This window comes from Streptococcus sp. W151 (assembly GCF_053010205.1).
Genome location: NZ_JBRKNT010000006.1, coordinates 19,579 through 35,713, shown reverse-complemented (window position 1 = coordinate 35,713; position 16,135 = coordinate 19,579). Strand labels below are relative to the sequence as shown.

Here is a 16,135-nt window from a genome sequence, read left to right as displayed (position 1 = left end):
AAAGCAGGTCCTTCAGGGAAAACCCACCTGCTTTTTTTATTCTTCACCTGCATAGTCACGAGGAATCCGATCACTCAAGAGACAGACTACTTCATAATTAATGGTACCACGGTAGTCCGCAATCTCTGTTGCCGTAATTTCTTTCTCGCCCTCTCGGCCAATCAGGGTAACCTTGGTTCCCAGAGGTAATTCTTCTGGAAGGCGAACAGTAATCTGGTCCATCGAAACTCGGCCAACAATGGGACAATACTCACCCTTAATTAGCACTTGGAAATTTTGCATCTCTCGGATCCAACCATCCGCATAGCCAATAGGAATCGTTCCAATCCATTGGGCATCTTCCGTCGTATAGGTTGCCCCGTAGCCAATATCTTGACCGGCTTCTAACTGTTTGACATGAACTAACTCACTTACTAAACTCAAGGCTGGCTTGATTTCATAAGGCAAGGCTAGCACCGAACCACTTGGATTCAAGCCATACATGACATCTCCCAAGCGCACAGCTGTGAAAATCGTATCTGCATGCCACAAAGAGGTGGCTGAATTACTAGCATGAACAATCGGAGGAAGGGTCTCAAGAGCAGCCAATACTTCTTTGAAAAAGTGATATTGCGCTTGAAATTTTCGATCATCTGCTTCATCTGCTGTCGCAAAATGAGTAAAGATTCCCTCAATTTCAGCACCAGCTGCTAAGAGGAGGCGTTCAGCCTCTTTGATCTCTTCGATTCTTCGGAATCCAATCCGCCCCATTCCTGAGTCCACCTTAATATGGACCTTCAATCCTGATAAATCTTCTTCTTCTCCAAGCAATTGATTCAACCAAGCAAGACTAGCCACCGTTAAGCGGATGTCATGCTCTTTGGCTAGATTTACTGTTTCGCTTGGTACCACTCCCAAAATCAAAATAGGGTGTTGCAAGCCTACCTCACGGATTTCAAGGGCTTCATCCATATTGGAGACACAAAAGCCATCTACTTGAGCTGCCAATTTCTTCGTCACTGCAACAACCCCATGACCATAGGCGTTAGCCTTGACGACTGCATACTTTAAGGTTTGACCTGGAATATGTTCACTGACTTGTTGCACATTAAAGGCAATGGCATCCAAATCGACTCTAGCAACAGTTGGTCTATGTTTACTTGCTTTCATTTTCTTCCTCCAAAATGACACTGGTCGAGACTAAGTCTCCCTTGTGACTGATCGAAATCCATACCTTCCCAGAAAAAGGAGATTTGGAAAAATAAGGAGCTCCGTGGGCATCATTTAAAATTTCTAAATCCTGAAAACCAACCGGTCCAATCCCTGTTCCCATTGCCTTTGAAAAGGCTTCTTTAGCAGACCATCGACCCGTTAAATATTCCATTTTCCGCTTTCCGGACAATTCCTCAAAGCGCGCCCGCTCAGCCTCAGTTAAAACTTTTTCTACAAATCGTGCATTCTTTTGATAGGCTTTTTCAATCGCAGTGATCGATTCAATATCGATCCCATGTCCTTTGATCATCTTGTTTTATCCTTATTTGCTGTCTCAATATCTCTTTACTAACAAAAGAGAAGGGGCCAAAGAATCACTCCTTCCGCCCCTGCCTTTTATTTATTCATCGTTGCAATTTCTTTGACCAAGGCCTGTGTTTTTTCCCAACCCAGGCAAGGGTCTGTGATCGATTGACCATAAACCACCGGTTCATTTTGACGGTCATCTTCTAAGTAAGACTCAATCATGAAACCACGAACTAAGGATGCTAAATCTTTATTCCAAGCACGGTTCATCATGGTTTCTCTCACGATGCGTACTTGCTCTTTAAATTGTTTTCCAGAATTATCATGGTTGGTATCCACCAGGATGAAGGGATGTTGCAAGCCCATTTCGCTATAGCGTTTTGATGCCGCTAGCAAATCTTCATAATGGTAATTTGGAATATTCTTACCACTTGCATCCAAGCCTCCGCGAAGGATCGCATGGGCCAAAGGATTTCCTGATGTTTCCACTGCTTGGGCATTGAACAAGAAATTTTGGGGATGTTGGGCCGCATAAATTGCATTGAACATGACAGAAAGATTTCCAGATGTTGGATTCTTCATGCCTGTTGGAGCAGAGATCCCACTAGATACAAAGCGGTGCTCCTGGTCTTCAACTGAACGCGCTCCAATGGCATGATAAGAAATCAAATCTTCAACATAAGGAAGACTGCCTGGATAAAGCAATTCATCTGCAGTCGTCAAACCAGTTTCTGTAATCACACGATAGTGAAGATGCCGAACAGCTTTTAAACCATCCACAAAGCTTGGTGCGGCCTGTGTATCTGGTTGATGCATCAAGCCTTTATAGCCATCCCCATTGGTCCGAGGCTTAGCCGTATAGACCCGCATCACAATAAAAATCTGATCTTTCACTTGCTCTTGCAAGTCTGCCAAGCGACGGGCATAGTCCATCACCGCTTCTTCATTATCAGAAGAACAAGGCCCAATCACAAGAAGGATCCGTTGGTCTTCTCCTTTGATAATCGCCTCCAACTCCCGGTCACGTGCTTCTTTACGCTCCAAGGCTGAACCCTCCAAGCGGTACAGAGAAGTGATCTCTTGCTCATCAATCTTATTGCTCTTCGTAACGAATACCATACGGCCTCCTTCTGCTGCCTAGACCCTTCCTCACTACGTTTAAGAGGAGATCTTAAAGTTTACGTCCGTGACAGTTTTTAAATTTCTTACCTGAACCACAAGGGCACAAATCATTGCGTTTCACTTGTGACAAATCAATTTCTGCTGGAATATCTTGTTGTTGCGCTGCAATATTGCGAGTAGCAGTTGTTGAAATGCTGTGTTCTGTACGAGGACGTTCTTGTTCGTGAATTTGGGCTTTCATCATGAGACGAGTGACATCAAATTCAATTGATCCAATCATATCGTTAAACATACGGAAACTTTCTGATTGGTATTCCACTACTGGGTTATTTTGCGCATACCCACGAAGTCCAACGGCATTTCGCAATTGATCCAAAGCATCGATATGGTCTGTCCACTTGCTGTCCACCACGCGAAGGATCAAGACTTTTTGGAATTCTTGCACAGACTCTTCGTCACGCAATTTCGCTACTTGGCTAGCATAGATTTCTTCTGCCCGTCCATACAAGTAATCGATAACTTCCTTGTCAGATTTTCCTTCAATATCACTTTCAGAAATCGTATCTTCCGGAACCAAATTGTATTTGGCAAAGTTCAGAATCGCTTCAACACGTTCTTCCTTGCTTGAGTGGCTAGCACCTTCGACAATCCGTTTGATAGTCCGTTTAATCATAGCCATGATTTCAGGAGCCAAGTCGCGGTTAGCTGTGATCACATCATAGCGTTCTGCATAGATGATCTCCCGTTGTTCCCGCATCACGTCATCGTATTGAAGGACTTGCTTACGAGTATCGTAGTTATTTCCTTCAACCCGTTTTTGTGCTCCCTCTACTTGGCGGGTAAACATGTTTGAACGAATAACCGATTCTTCTTCACTCAACTTAAAGCGATCGAGGACTGCTTTGATCCGTTCGGAACCGAAACGACGCATCAACTCATCTTCAAGAGACAAGTAGAATTGAGATTCACCTGGGTCTCCTTGACGTCCTGAACGTCCACGAAGCTGGTTATCAATCCGACGGCTTTCGTGACGTTCTGTCCCGATGACACACAGTCCACCGAGTTCGCGAACCCCTTCACCAAGCTTGATATCGGTACCACGCCCGGCCATGTTGGTCGCGATGGTAACGGCACCACGTTGACCGGCATTCATAATGATTTGCGCTTCTTTGTAGTGGTTTTTCGCATTCAAGACTTCGTGAGGAACACCTGCTTGCACCAACAATTGAGAAAGGTAATCACTGGTTTCAACGGCAACTGTACCTACTAGGACTGGTTGTCCTTTTTCATGACGAGACTTGACATCTTCCACAACAGCCTTGAATTTTGATTTCAAGCTTGGGTAGAGAAGGTCTGGATGGTCAATACGGGCAATCGGACGGTTGGTTGGAATTGGAATCACGCGAATGTTATAAATTTCACGGAATTCTTCTTCTTCGGTTTTCCCTGTCCCTGTCATCCCTGACAACTTCTTGTACATACGGAAGAGGTTTTGGTAGGTAATCGATGCAGATGTTTTGGTTTCTTCTTGAACTGGAACACCTTCTTTAGCTTCGATCGCTTGGTGAAGCCCATCAGAATAACGACGACCTTCCATGGTCCGACCAGTAAATTGGTCGACGATCAAGATTTCTTGATCTTCGCTGACCACATAGTCGATATCCAAAATCATGATGTAGTTGGCACGAAGGGCATTATCGATAAAGTGGGTCAAGGCTACGTTTTCAATATCGTACAAGTTTTCAAGATTAAAGTAGCTTTCTGCCTTATCAATCCCTGAATCAGACAAACCGATGGTTTTAGATGGGACATCGATAATGTAATCGTCCTCTGTCAAGGTCTTCACATAAGCATCCGCCATGTGATAGAGCTGGCTCGTATCAGAAGCTGTCTGACCAGAAACGATCAACGGAGTACGAGCTTCGTCAATCAAAATCGAGTCTACCTCATCGACCAAGGCGTAGTTCAATGGACGTTGAACCATGTTTTCTGCACGCACAACCATGTTGTCACGCAGATAGTCAAATCCGATCTCTGAGTTGGTTGAGTAAGTAATATCACAGAGGTAAGCTTCTTTTTTCTCAGCTGGAGATTTTGCTGCCAGGTTGATCCCTACTGAAAGGCCAAGCCATGAGTATAGTTCTCCCATCTCTGTTGCATCCCGCTCTGTCAGGTATTCATTGACAGTAACAACGTGTACCCCTTTACCAGACAAGGCATTCAAGTATACAGGCATGGTTGCTGTCAAGGTTTTTCCTTCCCCTGTACGCATTTCTGGAACGTCACCATGGTGAAGGACGATTCCCCCCATGACCTGAACCTTGTATGGGAACAAACCAAGAACCCGTTTTGCAGCTTCACGAACAACTGCAAAAGCCTCGTACAAGAGATCATCCAAAGACTCACCATCTTGGTAGCGTTGCTTAAACTCAACTGTTTTCGCTTTTAATTCGTCATCCGTCAAAGCTGCCATTTGCTCTTCATAAGAAAAGACCTTATCAGCCATTTTTTCAAGACGCTTGATTTCGCCTCGATCATTTTCAATAATTGTTTTTAATAAATTTGCCATTTTTTTCCTTACTTTGAAACTTCAAAAATCTAAAATGTTCTTTTTATTCTAGCATTTTTTTAACATTTTTTCAAGATTAAGACTGCATCTTCCAAGACTTTTAAGCGAGTTTTCCCGAGTGAAAAGGTTCAAAAAAATGCCTGCTCGAGCAGACATCTTTGAAAGACCATTCGATCATTGTGACAAATGGTAAGAATAGCTTGCCACAACCACTTCTTCGTGCCAACGAAGAGCATACTTCAATTTCAAACTCATTTGGTTGTGCAAAATATTTTGCCAGTGTTTCTTAGGAATGAATTGGGGAACCAAAACGGTAACGGTATTACCTTTTGCTTTTGCTTCTTCCGCTACTTTTGCAACAAATTCAACGGTTGGTTGGATAATATCCCGGTAGCTGGTCATGACATTTTCAAAACGAATATCTGGGAAGTAATGCTTGAATTCTTCCGCTACTTCCCTATCCTTGGCCTTGGTTTCTTCTGTAGAAACGTGCATGGCTATGACGTCATTTCCTAGGCTATTTGCATAACTCATAGCTCCCACACTTACCTGAGTGACATTTCCGACAAGGACAATCACTGTATTGCCCGCATAACTTGTCTTTTCGATCCTACCTCCCAAGCGCAATTGAGCCGCAACTTTATCATAGTGGCTACGAATTCTTAAAAACATCCATAGCAAGAGCCCAATGATAGGGAAGAAAGGCCAGATTTCACGTAAACGGAAGAGCAAGAGAATCAAGACAATGCCGTAACAGATGATAGCACCAATGATATTAGCGATCGAGTACTTAAGAAACCCTCTTTGATATTGGCGTTTCCAGTGAATGACCATCCCTGTTTGAGAAAGGGCAAAAGGAATGAAGACCCCAATGGTATAAAGGGGAATCAAACTTTCTGTTTGACCATCAAAGATCAGGAGCAAGACGATGGCCCCAACCGCCAAGGTCAAGATCCCATTGGAATAGCCTAGGCGATCCCCTTTTTCCATATACATGTGCGGCATGTATTTATTCTTGGCCATATTGAAGGCCAACATAGGAAAGGCAGAAAAACCAGTATTGGCCGCAACTGCCAAGATCAAGGCTGTTGACAATTGGAAGACATAGAAGAAAGCTTGTCCAACTGGAGAGTTGCCTAGAATGGCTTGGGCCATTTGAGCCAAAGTCGTCACATTTTTAGCAGGAACCACACCAACCCAGTAATTGAGGAAGGTAATCCCTGCAAACATGATTCCCAAAATCAAGGCCATGATGGTCAAAGTCGACGCCGCATTCTTGGCTTTTGGTTTTTTAAAGAAAGGGACCGAATTGGAGATGGCTTCAACCCCTGTCAAAGAGGCAGAACCACTGGTGAAGGCGCGCAACAAAAGGATGACACTAACACCTGAAATGGTTTGCCCCACATGAGCAGTCGCGTTGTAAGGCAATTGGCCCGTCAAAATTTGGACAAAGCCATACCCAACTAGGGCAATGGTACTTACAATGAAAAGGTAGACCGGAATCATCAACGATGTCGCCGATTCGCGCAATCCCCTCAGGTTCATCAGCATCAAGATCAAAACCAACAAGATGGAGATATGAAGGTTGTATGGATGCAAGGCTGGAATGGCTGAGGTAATGGCATCTCAGATACCGCTACTGTCAGCATGTAGTCGACCAAGAGACTGCCACCAGCGATCAACCCCGCTTTGGGAGACAAATTCTCCGTAGTCACCATGTAGGCCCCTCCCCCTTGAGGATAGGCATGAATAACTTGACGGTAAGAAATGGTCAAGCTGGCTAAAAGAATCAGCACCACAATCCCAATTGGAAGAGACCACCAAATAGCTCCTGCTGATACCGTCATCAAGACCAAGATAACTTGCTCTGGACCATAGGCAATAGAAGAAAGTGCGTCACTTGAGAGCATAGCCAAAGCCTGCATTTTCCCGAGTAAGCCCCCTTCAGCTTCCGCACCAGATTTTAAAGGGCGACCAATAAACCATTTTTTTAATGTTGAAAACATAAAAAACTCCTTGAAAAAGATCTAGAGGCTGAAAAAAATATCCAACCTCTGAGCAATCATCGTCATCTTACAAGCCAAACACGTCCTTCTAACGATTCATAGCTCGCAGTGTAGGACAAACTTTACCTGTAAGCACAAGAGCCTCCCCTACTTTCACTTTTCATAAAACTGGGGTTATTTTACTCCTTTTTTTTATAGCTGTCAACTTATAACGTGAATTTTTGTGAAATTTTCATCTTGTTTATCCCTTGAATCTATCATAGTTCGGACTCCTTCCTTTCAACTTTCTCCAAACAAAAATGGCAGAGAAGACTCTCCACCACTTTTTTATTTGGATTGATGTTTCACATAGTGGGCAATGACATCTGATGTATACTGGGCTGTCCCATTTCCAAATTTATCAATGTTTTCCTTAAACTCAGGGTTATAGACGTATCCTTTACCGATATGTCCGAAGACTTCAATAGAGCAGTCAAATCCATAAGTACGAATGGCTTGCAAGAGCTTGGCTGCTTGCTCTTGGTTTTCAGTTGCTGTTGCAGGTAAACCAGCTTGAAGATTTTGTGCTAAAGTTTGAAAGACTTTATTAAAGGCTGCTGCAACCTCATCTTCACGCCCTTTTTGGTGTTCAAGTGCTTGGTCCATGACTTCTTGGCCATACTTCTCTACCGCCTCTTGGTGGTATTTTTGATTATCTTCATAGCTAAATCCAGTGAATTTTTCCTCAATCGTCATCTTTCTTTCTCCTTTTTGTTCCTGAATGGTTTTTTGCAAGGTAGAAATCAAGGTATCCAGATGTTGCCTTTCTTGTGTCAGATAATCCAACTGCTTGGTCAAATGTGGCAACAAGTCCATCTGTTCTTCCTTCAACAGCCCTGCTATTTTTTCTAAAGAAAAGCCTAAATATTTGTAATATAGAATGACCTGTAGTCTTTCTAAATCCTCTTGGCTGTATGTCCGATAGCCATTTTCGGATTTTTCAGGAACCAGAAGTCCTATCTTATCATAGTGGCGCAAGGTCTTAATAGAGACACCTGATAACTCTGCAGCTTCTTTGATATGGTACATGATTTCCTCCTTACATAGATAGTCTATACCCTCCCCTTAGGGCAGAGTCAAGGCTTTTTGAAAAAATTTTTTATATCAGATAAAAAAGGCTTGAGTCGCTCCACAGCATTTACTCAAACCCTTTCTTTTTATGGATGACTGACAATTAATTCCAAGCCTTGCCCTTCCAAAGTCCAAGATTCAACATCGCTTGGTAAGATAAAATGGCTTCCTTTTTGAATAGGATAATCCTTCCCTTCTACAGTCAATTTCCCTTCTCCAACTAACACGCTCAATAAGCTGTAATCAGCAGTCTTTTCAAAATCAGCTTTTCCAGTAAGTTCCCACTTATAAACGGTAAAGAAATTACTTGCAACCAAGGTGGTCATTCGAAGATCATCGACAACAACTGTATCCGGATGGCTATTAGCTGGCTCCCCAATATTCAACACATCAATTGATTTTTCAAGATGAAGCTCCCGCAAGTTTCCTTGAGCATCCTTGCGGTCAAAATCATAAACCCGGTAGGTGGTGTCACTCGACTGTTGGGTTTCAAGAATCAAGATTCCAGAGCCAATGGCGTGCATGGTCCCACTTGGTACATAAAAGAAATCTCCAGCCTTGACTGGAACTTTTGTCAGCAAGGCCTCCCAGTTTTTATCTTCGATTTGCTTGCGGAGTTCTTCTTTTGACTTGGCATTGTGCCCATAGATAATCTCTGATCCTTCATCAGCCGCAATCACGTACCAACACTCAGTTTTTCCAAGTTCTCCTTCATGCTCCATAGCATAGGTATCATCTGGGTGCACCTGTACACTGAGCCAATCGTTGGCATCCAAAATCTTTGTTAATAAAGGAAAGACAGGCTCTTTACGATTGCCGAATAATTCTCGGTGCTCTTGATAGAGTTGATCCAATCCCATTCCTTCATATGGACCATTGGCCACTTTAGAAACGCCATGCGGATGGGCCGAAATCGCCCAAAATTCACCGACATGGTCACTCGGAATGTCGTAACCAAATTCCTCTTTTAGACGCGTTCCTCCCCAAATTTTTTCCTGCATCACTGAATGTAAAAATAATGGTTGTCCCATAATACCCTCCTCGTATTTCATGTTTCTATTATACAAAAAAAAGAAAGCTTTTGAAAGCCCTTTCGGATCGTTTCCTTTCTCGCCAGAATCTTCATTTTTGTGTATAATGGAAAAGATGACACTAAAAGATAACATTATCCAACTGGCACATTCTATTGGGATTTCAAAAATTGGATTTACAACCGCTGATGACTTCGCTTATTTGGAAAAATCGCTCCGCTTGGCCGTTGAGGAGGGACGGAATTCTGGATTCGAGCATAAGAATATCGAAGAGCGCATCCAACCTAAATTAAGTCTCTCCTCCGCAAAGACGATCATCTCAATCGCTGTCGCCTACCCCCATAAGCTCAAACAACAACCTCAAAAAACTGCCTATAAAAGAGGAAAATTCACGCCCAACAGCTGGGGATTAGATTATCATTATGTCCTTCAAGACAAGCTCAATCGCTTAGCTGCTGGGATTGAAGAAATGACGCAGGATTTCGAATACAAGGGGATGGTCGATACTGGAGCACTGGTTGATACAGCTGTCGCCCAACGAGCAGGGATTGGTTTTATTGGAAAAAATGGCTTGGTCATTTCAAAAGAATATGGTTCCTACATGTTTCTGGGTGAATTGATTACCAACCTCGAAATCGAACCAGATCAACCTGTCGACTATGGTTGTGGGGACTGTCGCCGTTGTTTAGATGCTTGCCCAACCTCCTGCTTAATCGGAGACGGCTCTATGAATGCCAAACGCTGCTTGTCCTTCCAAACTCAAGACAAGGGCATGATGGACCTAGAATTTCGCAAGAAAATTAAAACGGTCATCTATGGATGTGACATCTGTCAGATTAGCTGCCCTTATAACAAAGGTCTGGATAATCCCTTGGCAACAGAAATCGATCCTGATCTGGCTCATCCAGAGTTGATTCCTTTTATCGAACTGTCTAACGGACAATTTAAGGAAAAATTTGGAAACGTTGCCGGAAGCTGGCGAGGCAAGAATATCCTCCAGCGCAATGCCATTATCGCACTAGCAAATGCTAATGACCGCTCAGCCATCCCTAAGCTACTGAACATCATCGAGACCTCGCAAAATCAGATCCATATCGCAACGGCTATCTGGTCCTTAGGGCAACTGCTACGTGAAGTCACCCCAGACCTTGTTGAGCTCTTACTGAATATCAAACATCCGACTAATGCTATCATAGAAGAACGAACTGCTTTCTTTGAAAAATTCGGCATTCAAGCAGTTTCACAACTACAATGAAAAAACACTAAGGTTGTAACCTTAGTGTTTTTTTAGTTCCTTCAAGAAATACCAGCTCCCCATTTCTACATGGTTAAAGCTAATCTCGTTAGAGTAGACTTCCTTGTAGCCGTTTTTGGTATAAAAATAGACATTTCCCTTCGTATTGGTATAAAAGGCTAGTTTTTCTCCTTTAACCTCTTCCAAGAAAGGCTCAATTCCTTCTGTCATAAAGCGACTGCCATAACCCTGCCGTTGGTGTTCGGGGGCGACTGCGAGAAGCATTAAATACCAATCAAAGTCTACATTTTGCTCCAATTCCTTATCCGTGTCCTCCATAAATTTAAAGTAGGCCAACATATTCTTCAAGGAAATAAACTTGAGCAAACCAAATCCCCCATTTAAGAGATAGGCCCGAAAAGGAATCGGTCCCTTTTGTAACAAGGCAACTGCATAAATTTCATCGTTCTTTTCTGACACAAGGCAAATATGGTGCTTGAGAAAAACCTTTACCAAGATGCGCATCATTGCCTTAACAAAGGCAGGATACTGCTTGGGATCGCGTACCAAATCCTTGATAACTTTTAAAAATAGATACTCCTCAAAGGCTGTACTGGCTACTCGAACCACCTGATCCAGATCTGCTTTTTTTGCTTTTCTGTACTTCATCTTCTCTCCTATTCTAAGTTCACTTTCCAGTATACACTATCCCTCGCCCTTACACAAAGGTCAATTTTTAAGAATTTGTTCATTCAAACCAGCAAAAAGAGTCCTCCCCAGACGAGTCCCAATCCCCAAGCGACGAGAACGTCCTTGGGATAATGAACCCCTCCAAGAACTCGGACAAGGGCTAATAGAAGAGATAGGAGCATCGAGCACATTCCAAGCGGAAGCGACAACTGACAGACACACATCGAGATAATGGTCGCAGAAAATACATGTCGGCTAGGAAAGGAATGTCCGGATGAATTTTTTTCTAATAATGGTTGAATCTCCCACTTCTCATAAGGTCTCGGAACGTTGACCCAATGACGAAAGAGGCTAAACAAGATAAAGCCCGAAGCAGGAATCCAGATAAATGGCCAGATGCCTCCCATTGAAGTTTTCTTTAAAAACAGCCAACAAAAGACCAGGCCGTAGATGCCTGGCATGGCGAACGTCAAGATTCGATTCGTCCTTTGAAGGACCTGAATCCGACTTGGCTTTTTCGTAAAAGGCAGGGTTAGCCAACGATAAAATTTCGTATAATCTTGAAGATTGGGCTTCATGTTGGCACTCCTGTCTGTCATCTCATTTTGTACTACTAGTATACGCGATCCTAAGAAAGCCTGTCAAGCCAGGCTTCTTTTTTTACGATCTCTTTCTTCTATTTCTCATGATCATCTATCTAATTTTGATGCTTTGTCATTTTTTTGCATCTAAGAATCATCCTTTCCAATTTCTCTGCTAAAAAAATAGGATAGAAGTTCACGAAACGAACTTCTATCCTATTTTTAGCTTGCATGCTACGCCCTTTGTATCTTGTTTTTACGCTATTTCTTCTGTGAATTGGCTATTGTAGAGATCGGCATAGAAGCCTTTCTGGTTCATGAGTTCTTGGTGGTTGCCTTGCTCGATAATATTTCCATCTTTCATCACGAGAATCAGATCCGCATTACGAATAGTGGACAAGCGATGGGCAATGACAAAGGAGGTCCGGCCTTCCATGAGTTTGTCCATGGCTTTTTGAATCAACTCTTCTGTACGAGTATCGACAGATGAGGTTGCTTCATCCAAGATAAGGAGCGGTGCATCCTTCAAGAGCGCACGCGCAATGGTCAAGAGTTGCTTCTGACCGACGGACAAGGTGACCGAATCATCTAATACGGTATCATAGCCATTCGGCAAAGTCCGAATAAAATGATGGACCCCAACAGCTCGGGTTGCCGCTTCGACGGCTTCATCTGAAATATCCGTTTGATTGAAGACCAAGTTCTCCCGAATAGTCCCCTCAAAGAGCCAGGTATCTTGTAAGACCATGGAGAAGGCATCATGAACCTCTTCGCGGCTCATGGCCTTGGTATCCACTCCATCGATAGCAATTATACCAGCTTGAATGTCGTAAAAACGCATTAAAAGATTGACCAAGGTGGTCTTACCTGCGCCTGTCGGACCAACTATGGCCACCTTTTGTCCTGGCTTGGCTTCAGCAGTAAAGTCATGGATAATAGTCTTATCTGGTGAATAACCAAAGCGCACATGTTCAAAGGTAACATGACCTTTTGGCGCTTCCAATTGGCGAGTTTTTTGGGATTCGTCTTCCATTTCTTCTTCATCTAAGAATTCAAAGACACGCCCCATAGCAGCACTGGCTGATTGTAATTGGGTAATGCCTTGGGCCATTTGACCAATTGGTTGGGTAAAGATGCGGACATAGGTCATAAAGGCAACAATGGTCCCGATGGTAATGTCTCCATTAATGGTTAGGACAGCCCCAACGATACAGACCATGACATAGCCGAAGTTCCCTACAAATTGCATCAAGGGCATCATGATCCCAGAGAAGAATTGGGATTTCCACATGCTATGATACAACTCTTGGTTGATGGTATCAAAATGATCTTTGGCTTGATGACGGCCATTATAAGAAATGACCACATTGTGTCCACTATAGATTTCTTCTACATAGCCTGAAACTTTGGCAAGATTGTCCTGTTGTTGCTTAAAGAGAGGCTGGCTCTTGACCATTATAATGCTGGATAGAGAAAAACCTGCAAAGACAGACACAATCGCTGTCACCGCCAAGTGCCAATCGGTCTTAAACATCATAAAGATGGAGCCGATCAATAAGACAATGGAGGAGACCATTTGAACCAAGCTTTGGTTAAAGGATTGGGTCATCAAATCAACGTCGTTGGTCACACGAGACAAGGTATCTCCTTGTTCATGGCTATCAAAATAGTGCAGGGGCACACGATTGATCTTTTCAGCAATGGCATTGCGCAAGCGTTCTGCGAAGCGCTGAATCATAGTTGAGATAATGAAACTACTGCTGTAGGACACCAGTGCTCCAACTCCATAAAGGATGGCTAAGGTCAGGGCAATCGAAGTGATCTTGTCAATATCAATGGCGCCTCCCATCCCTTTTGTAATGGTATCCGTGATTTCTTTTAACTTATCCGGTCCAATAACGGTGATGATACTGGACACGATTGAAAATAAGATAGCAATCAGGAAAAATAGGTGGAAGCCCTTCAAATAGGGAGAAAGTTGGCTCCAAAGGGACGTCTTTTGTTTTGTCTTATGCATGTTCCAACTCCTCCTTAGATAATTGTGAATAGGCAATTTCTTGATAGACTTCATTAGTCGCAAGCAATTCCTTGTGGGTACCTTGACCAACGACCTTTCCTTGATCCAAGACCAAGATCAAATCTGCATCCATAATGGTCGAAATCCGTTGGGCAACGATCAATCTGGTCGTATCTGCCAGTTCTTCTTTCAAAGCTTTGCGCAGGATCCGATCCGTTTTATAATCCAGGGCTGAGAAGGAATCATCAAAGATGAGGATCTCAGGCTTGCGTGCTAAGGCACGTGCAATCGCCAAGCGTTGCCGTTGACCACCTGAGAAGTTGGTTCCTCCTTGTGCTACTTCTGTATCCAAGCCCTTTTCTTTTGTGGCCACAAACTCTTTGGCTTGGGCCAATTCAAGAGCTTTCCAGATGGCTTCATCCTCTAATTTTCCTTGACTACTTTCTCCAAATTCCATATTGGAGCGAATCGTACCGCTAAAGAGCACTGCTTTTTGAGGAATATAGCCGACTTTATTGTTCAATTCTTGATGGCTATAGTCCTTGACATTGACGCCATCCACAAGGATCTTTCCTTCAGTCGCATCGTAAAAACGCGGAATTAAGTTGACCAAAGTGGACTTCCCTGAACCGGTTGATCCGATGAAAGCGACGGTTTGGCCTTTCTGAGCTGAAAAGGTCACATGCTCAATCACCGCACGAGAAGTCCGCCCATACCGAAAGGAAACATCTTGAAATTCTACTGTACCTTCAAGATCGGTTCTTGTCTTTGATTCACTTGGAAAGGCTACAGAAGGATCCAATGCCAGCACCTGGTTAATCCGTTTCGCTGACACCAAGGCGCGTGGAAGGATAATCAAGATGGCCACCATCATCATGAAACCAATGACAACCTGCATAGCATAAGAAGAGAAGGTGATCATATCTGAGAAGACCTTGGTCCGATCCGCTAAAGCTGGACTGGTGAGGATCTTGGTAGGATCTTTTGGCATAGCAATATCATTGATCAAGTGGGCTCCGATCCAGTAAATAGCTAGAGTCAAGCCACTCGATACCACCGTCATGACGGGGTTCATCAAAGACATCAAGCGGTAAACGAAGAGATTCAGACGAGTTAAGCCCTTGTTTTCTGCTTGGAATTTCTCATTTTGATAAGCTTCCGCATTGTAGGCGCGAACCACCCGCACCCCTGTCAAACTCTCCCGTGTCGTCGCATTCAAGGCATCGGTCAATCCTTGAACCTTTTGCTGACGCGGAAAGGCAATAAGAACTAAAACAGAAAGAAGAAGCAAGACCATTAAGACCGCTATTCCAACAGACGTTGTCCAGGCATCGCTTTTTCCCCAAATCTTGGTTAAGGCCCAAATCGCCATAATGGGACCACGCGTTACGACTTGCATCCCCATGACGATCATCATTTGCAATTGAGTCAAATCATTGGTTGTACGAGTTAAGAGAGAGGGAACGGAGAATTTCTTGATCTCGGCATCAGAGTAATCCATCACTTGATGGAAAATCTCTCCTCGAAGCCGTGTCGTAAAGCTAGCAGCGACTCGTGATGCTAAAAATCCAACAAGGACTGCCATCAAAAAACTTCCAAAGGAGAAGAGCAACATCTTGCTTCCCGGATCCAGGATATCAGAAACCTTGGTCCCCTCCTTAGCTAAGAGTGTCGTGATATCGGATAAGTATTCAGGAGTCTTTAAATCCATCCAAACAGCCAGACAGATAAAGACCGTACTAAGGGCAATCATGCCCCATTCTTTGGCAGTTAACCGCCGAAATATATTGATCATTCCTCGCTCCTTTTTTTCATGTTCTCATAAAATTGATGCATGACCTTGAAAAAGATGGTCAATTCTTCTTCTAATACACCTGCCATTATATCTTGGTCTACTTCTTCAAAGAATTGTTTCATGTCATTCAACTTGTCTTTCACACTGCCTGTTAGGTAGACATACTTGGCCCGTTTATCCGTTGGACTCGGCTCTAAATAAATAAAGCCATTTTTCTCCATCCGTTTGATCAGGTTACTGGTCACGGATTTTGAAATATGAAGTTCCTGCTCAACATCCCGAATCAAGGTCACTTTTCCCTCTTTTTCACGATGGGATAAAAAGATCAATACCTGACCTTGCGGTCCTGCAATAAATTCAAGGCCACGCTTTTTGGCCTCTCTTTCTACCATGAGATGAATGAGATGACCGATTTTTTTAAATTCTTGTAAAGGCTTATCCATCATTCCTCCAAATAGTTCCTAAGAGAACTTTAAAGTTACT

12 protein-coding genes and 1 pseudogene are annotated in these 16,135 nt (G+C 43.3%); 1 reads left to right on the top strand and 12 read right to left on the bottom strand.

Annotated elements, in window-relative coordinates:
• Positions 1 to 36: 36 nt before the first annotated feature.
• From alr to manA, 7 genes and pseudogenes are all read right to left on the bottom strand, one after another.
• Positions 37 to 1,149, bottom strand: a complete 1,113-nt coding sequence (alr, locus tag ACVC7Q_RS08580) for an alanine racemase (protein ID WP_447265551.1) — start codon at positions 1,147 to 1,149, stop codon at positions 37 to 39.
• On the bottom strand, positions 1,136 to 1,501 hold the full coding sequence (gene acpS, locus ACVC7Q_RS08575; protein ID WP_371495537.1) for a holo-ACP synthase: 366 nt from the start codon (positions 1,499 to 1,501) through the stop codon (positions 1,136 to 1,138). Before acpS ends, alr begins: the two co-directional genes overlap by 14 nt.
• An 86-nt stretch (positions 1,502 to 1,587) precedes the next feature.
• Positions 1,588 to 2,616 carry a 3-deoxy-7-phosphoheptulonate synthase gene (locus ACVC7Q_RS08570; protein WP_447265550.1) on the bottom strand — a complete coding sequence of 343 codons (1,029 nt, stop codon included), beginning with the start codon at positions 2,614 to 2,616 and terminating at the stop codon, positions 1,588 to 1,590.
• A 52-nt stretch (positions 2,617 to 2,668) separates the two neighbouring features.
• Positions 2,669 to 5,188: a preprotein translocase subunit SecA gene (gene secA, locus ACVC7Q_RS08565; protein WP_447265549.1), complete on the bottom strand. Its 2,520-nt coding sequence runs from the start codon at positions 5,186 to 5,188 to the stop codon at positions 2,669 to 2,671.
• Between the two features lie 174 nt (positions 5,189 to 5,362).
• A pseudogene (locus ACVC7Q_RS08560) lies at positions 5,363 to 7,194 on the bottom strand (APC family permease).
• Between the two features lie 327 nt (positions 7,195 to 7,521).
• Positions 7,522 to 8,262: a MerR family transcriptional regulator gene (locus ACVC7Q_RS08555; protein WP_447265548.1), complete on the bottom strand. Its 741-nt coding sequence runs from the start codon at positions 8,260 to 8,262 to the stop codon at positions 7,522 to 7,524.
• Between the two features lie 128 nt (positions 8,263 to 8,390).
• On the bottom strand, positions 8,391 to 9,335 hold the full coding sequence (gene manA, locus ACVC7Q_RS08550) for a mannose-6-phosphate isomerase, class I (protein WP_447265547.1): 945 nt from the start codon (positions 9,333 to 9,335) through the stop codon (positions 8,391 to 8,393).
• Positions 9,336 to 9,450: 115 nt separating this feature from the next.
• Here manA and queG point away from each other — a divergent pair, with 115 nt between their 5' ends.
• Positions 9,451 to 10,590: a tRNA epoxyqueuosine(34) reductase QueG gene (queG, locus tag ACVC7Q_RS08545; protein ID WP_447265546.1), complete on the top strand. Its 1,140-nt coding sequence runs from the start codon at positions 9,451 to 9,453 to the stop codon at positions 10,588 to 10,590.
• A 21-nt stretch (positions 10,591 to 10,611) separates the two neighbouring features.
• Here the strand turns inward: queG and ACVC7Q_RS08540 are convergent, their stop codons facing one another.
• The 5 genes from ACVC7Q_RS08540 to ACVC7Q_RS08520 all read right to left on the bottom strand — a co-directional run bounded on the left by ACVC7Q_RS08540 (position 10,612) and on the right by ACVC7Q_RS08520 (position 16,095).
• On the bottom strand, positions 10,612 to 11,238 hold the full coding sequence (locus tag ACVC7Q_RS08540; RefSeq protein ID WP_447265545.1) for a GNAT family N-acetyltransferase: 627 nt from the start codon (positions 11,236 to 11,238) through the stop codon (positions 10,612 to 10,614).
• An 83-nt stretch (positions 11,239 to 11,321) separates the two neighbouring features.
• The gene (locus ACVC7Q_RS08535) at positions 11,322 to 11,837 is read right to left on the bottom strand and encodes a phosphatase PAP2 family protein (protein ID WP_447265544.1); all 516 of its coding nucleotides are present in this window, start codon (positions 11,835 to 11,837) and stop codon (positions 11,322 to 11,324) included.
• A gap of 259 nt (positions 11,838 to 12,096) precedes the next feature.
• Positions 12,097 to 13,857, bottom strand: a complete 1,761-nt coding sequence (locus tag ACVC7Q_RS08530) for an ABC transporter ATP-binding protein (protein WP_447265543.1) — start codon at positions 13,855 to 13,857, stop codon at positions 12,097 to 12,099.
• Entirely contained in the window at positions 13,850 to 15,652 is a 1,803-nt protein-coding gene (locus ACVC7Q_RS08525; RefSeq protein WP_447265542.1) for an ABC transporter ATP-binding protein, read from the bottom strand. The genes ACVC7Q_RS08530 and ACVC7Q_RS08525 overlap by 8 nt, the downstream gene beginning before the upstream one ends.
• Positions 15,649 to 16,095 (bottom strand): MarR family winged helix-turn-helix transcriptional regulator, encoded by a 447-nt coding sequence (locus ACVC7Q_RS08520; protein ID WP_447265541.1) that lies wholly within the window; start codon positions 16,093 to 16,095, stop codon positions 15,649 to 15,651. The genes ACVC7Q_RS08525 and ACVC7Q_RS08520 overlap by 4 nt, the downstream gene beginning before the upstream one ends.
• Between the last annotated feature and the right edge of the window lie 40 nt (positions 16,096 to 16,135).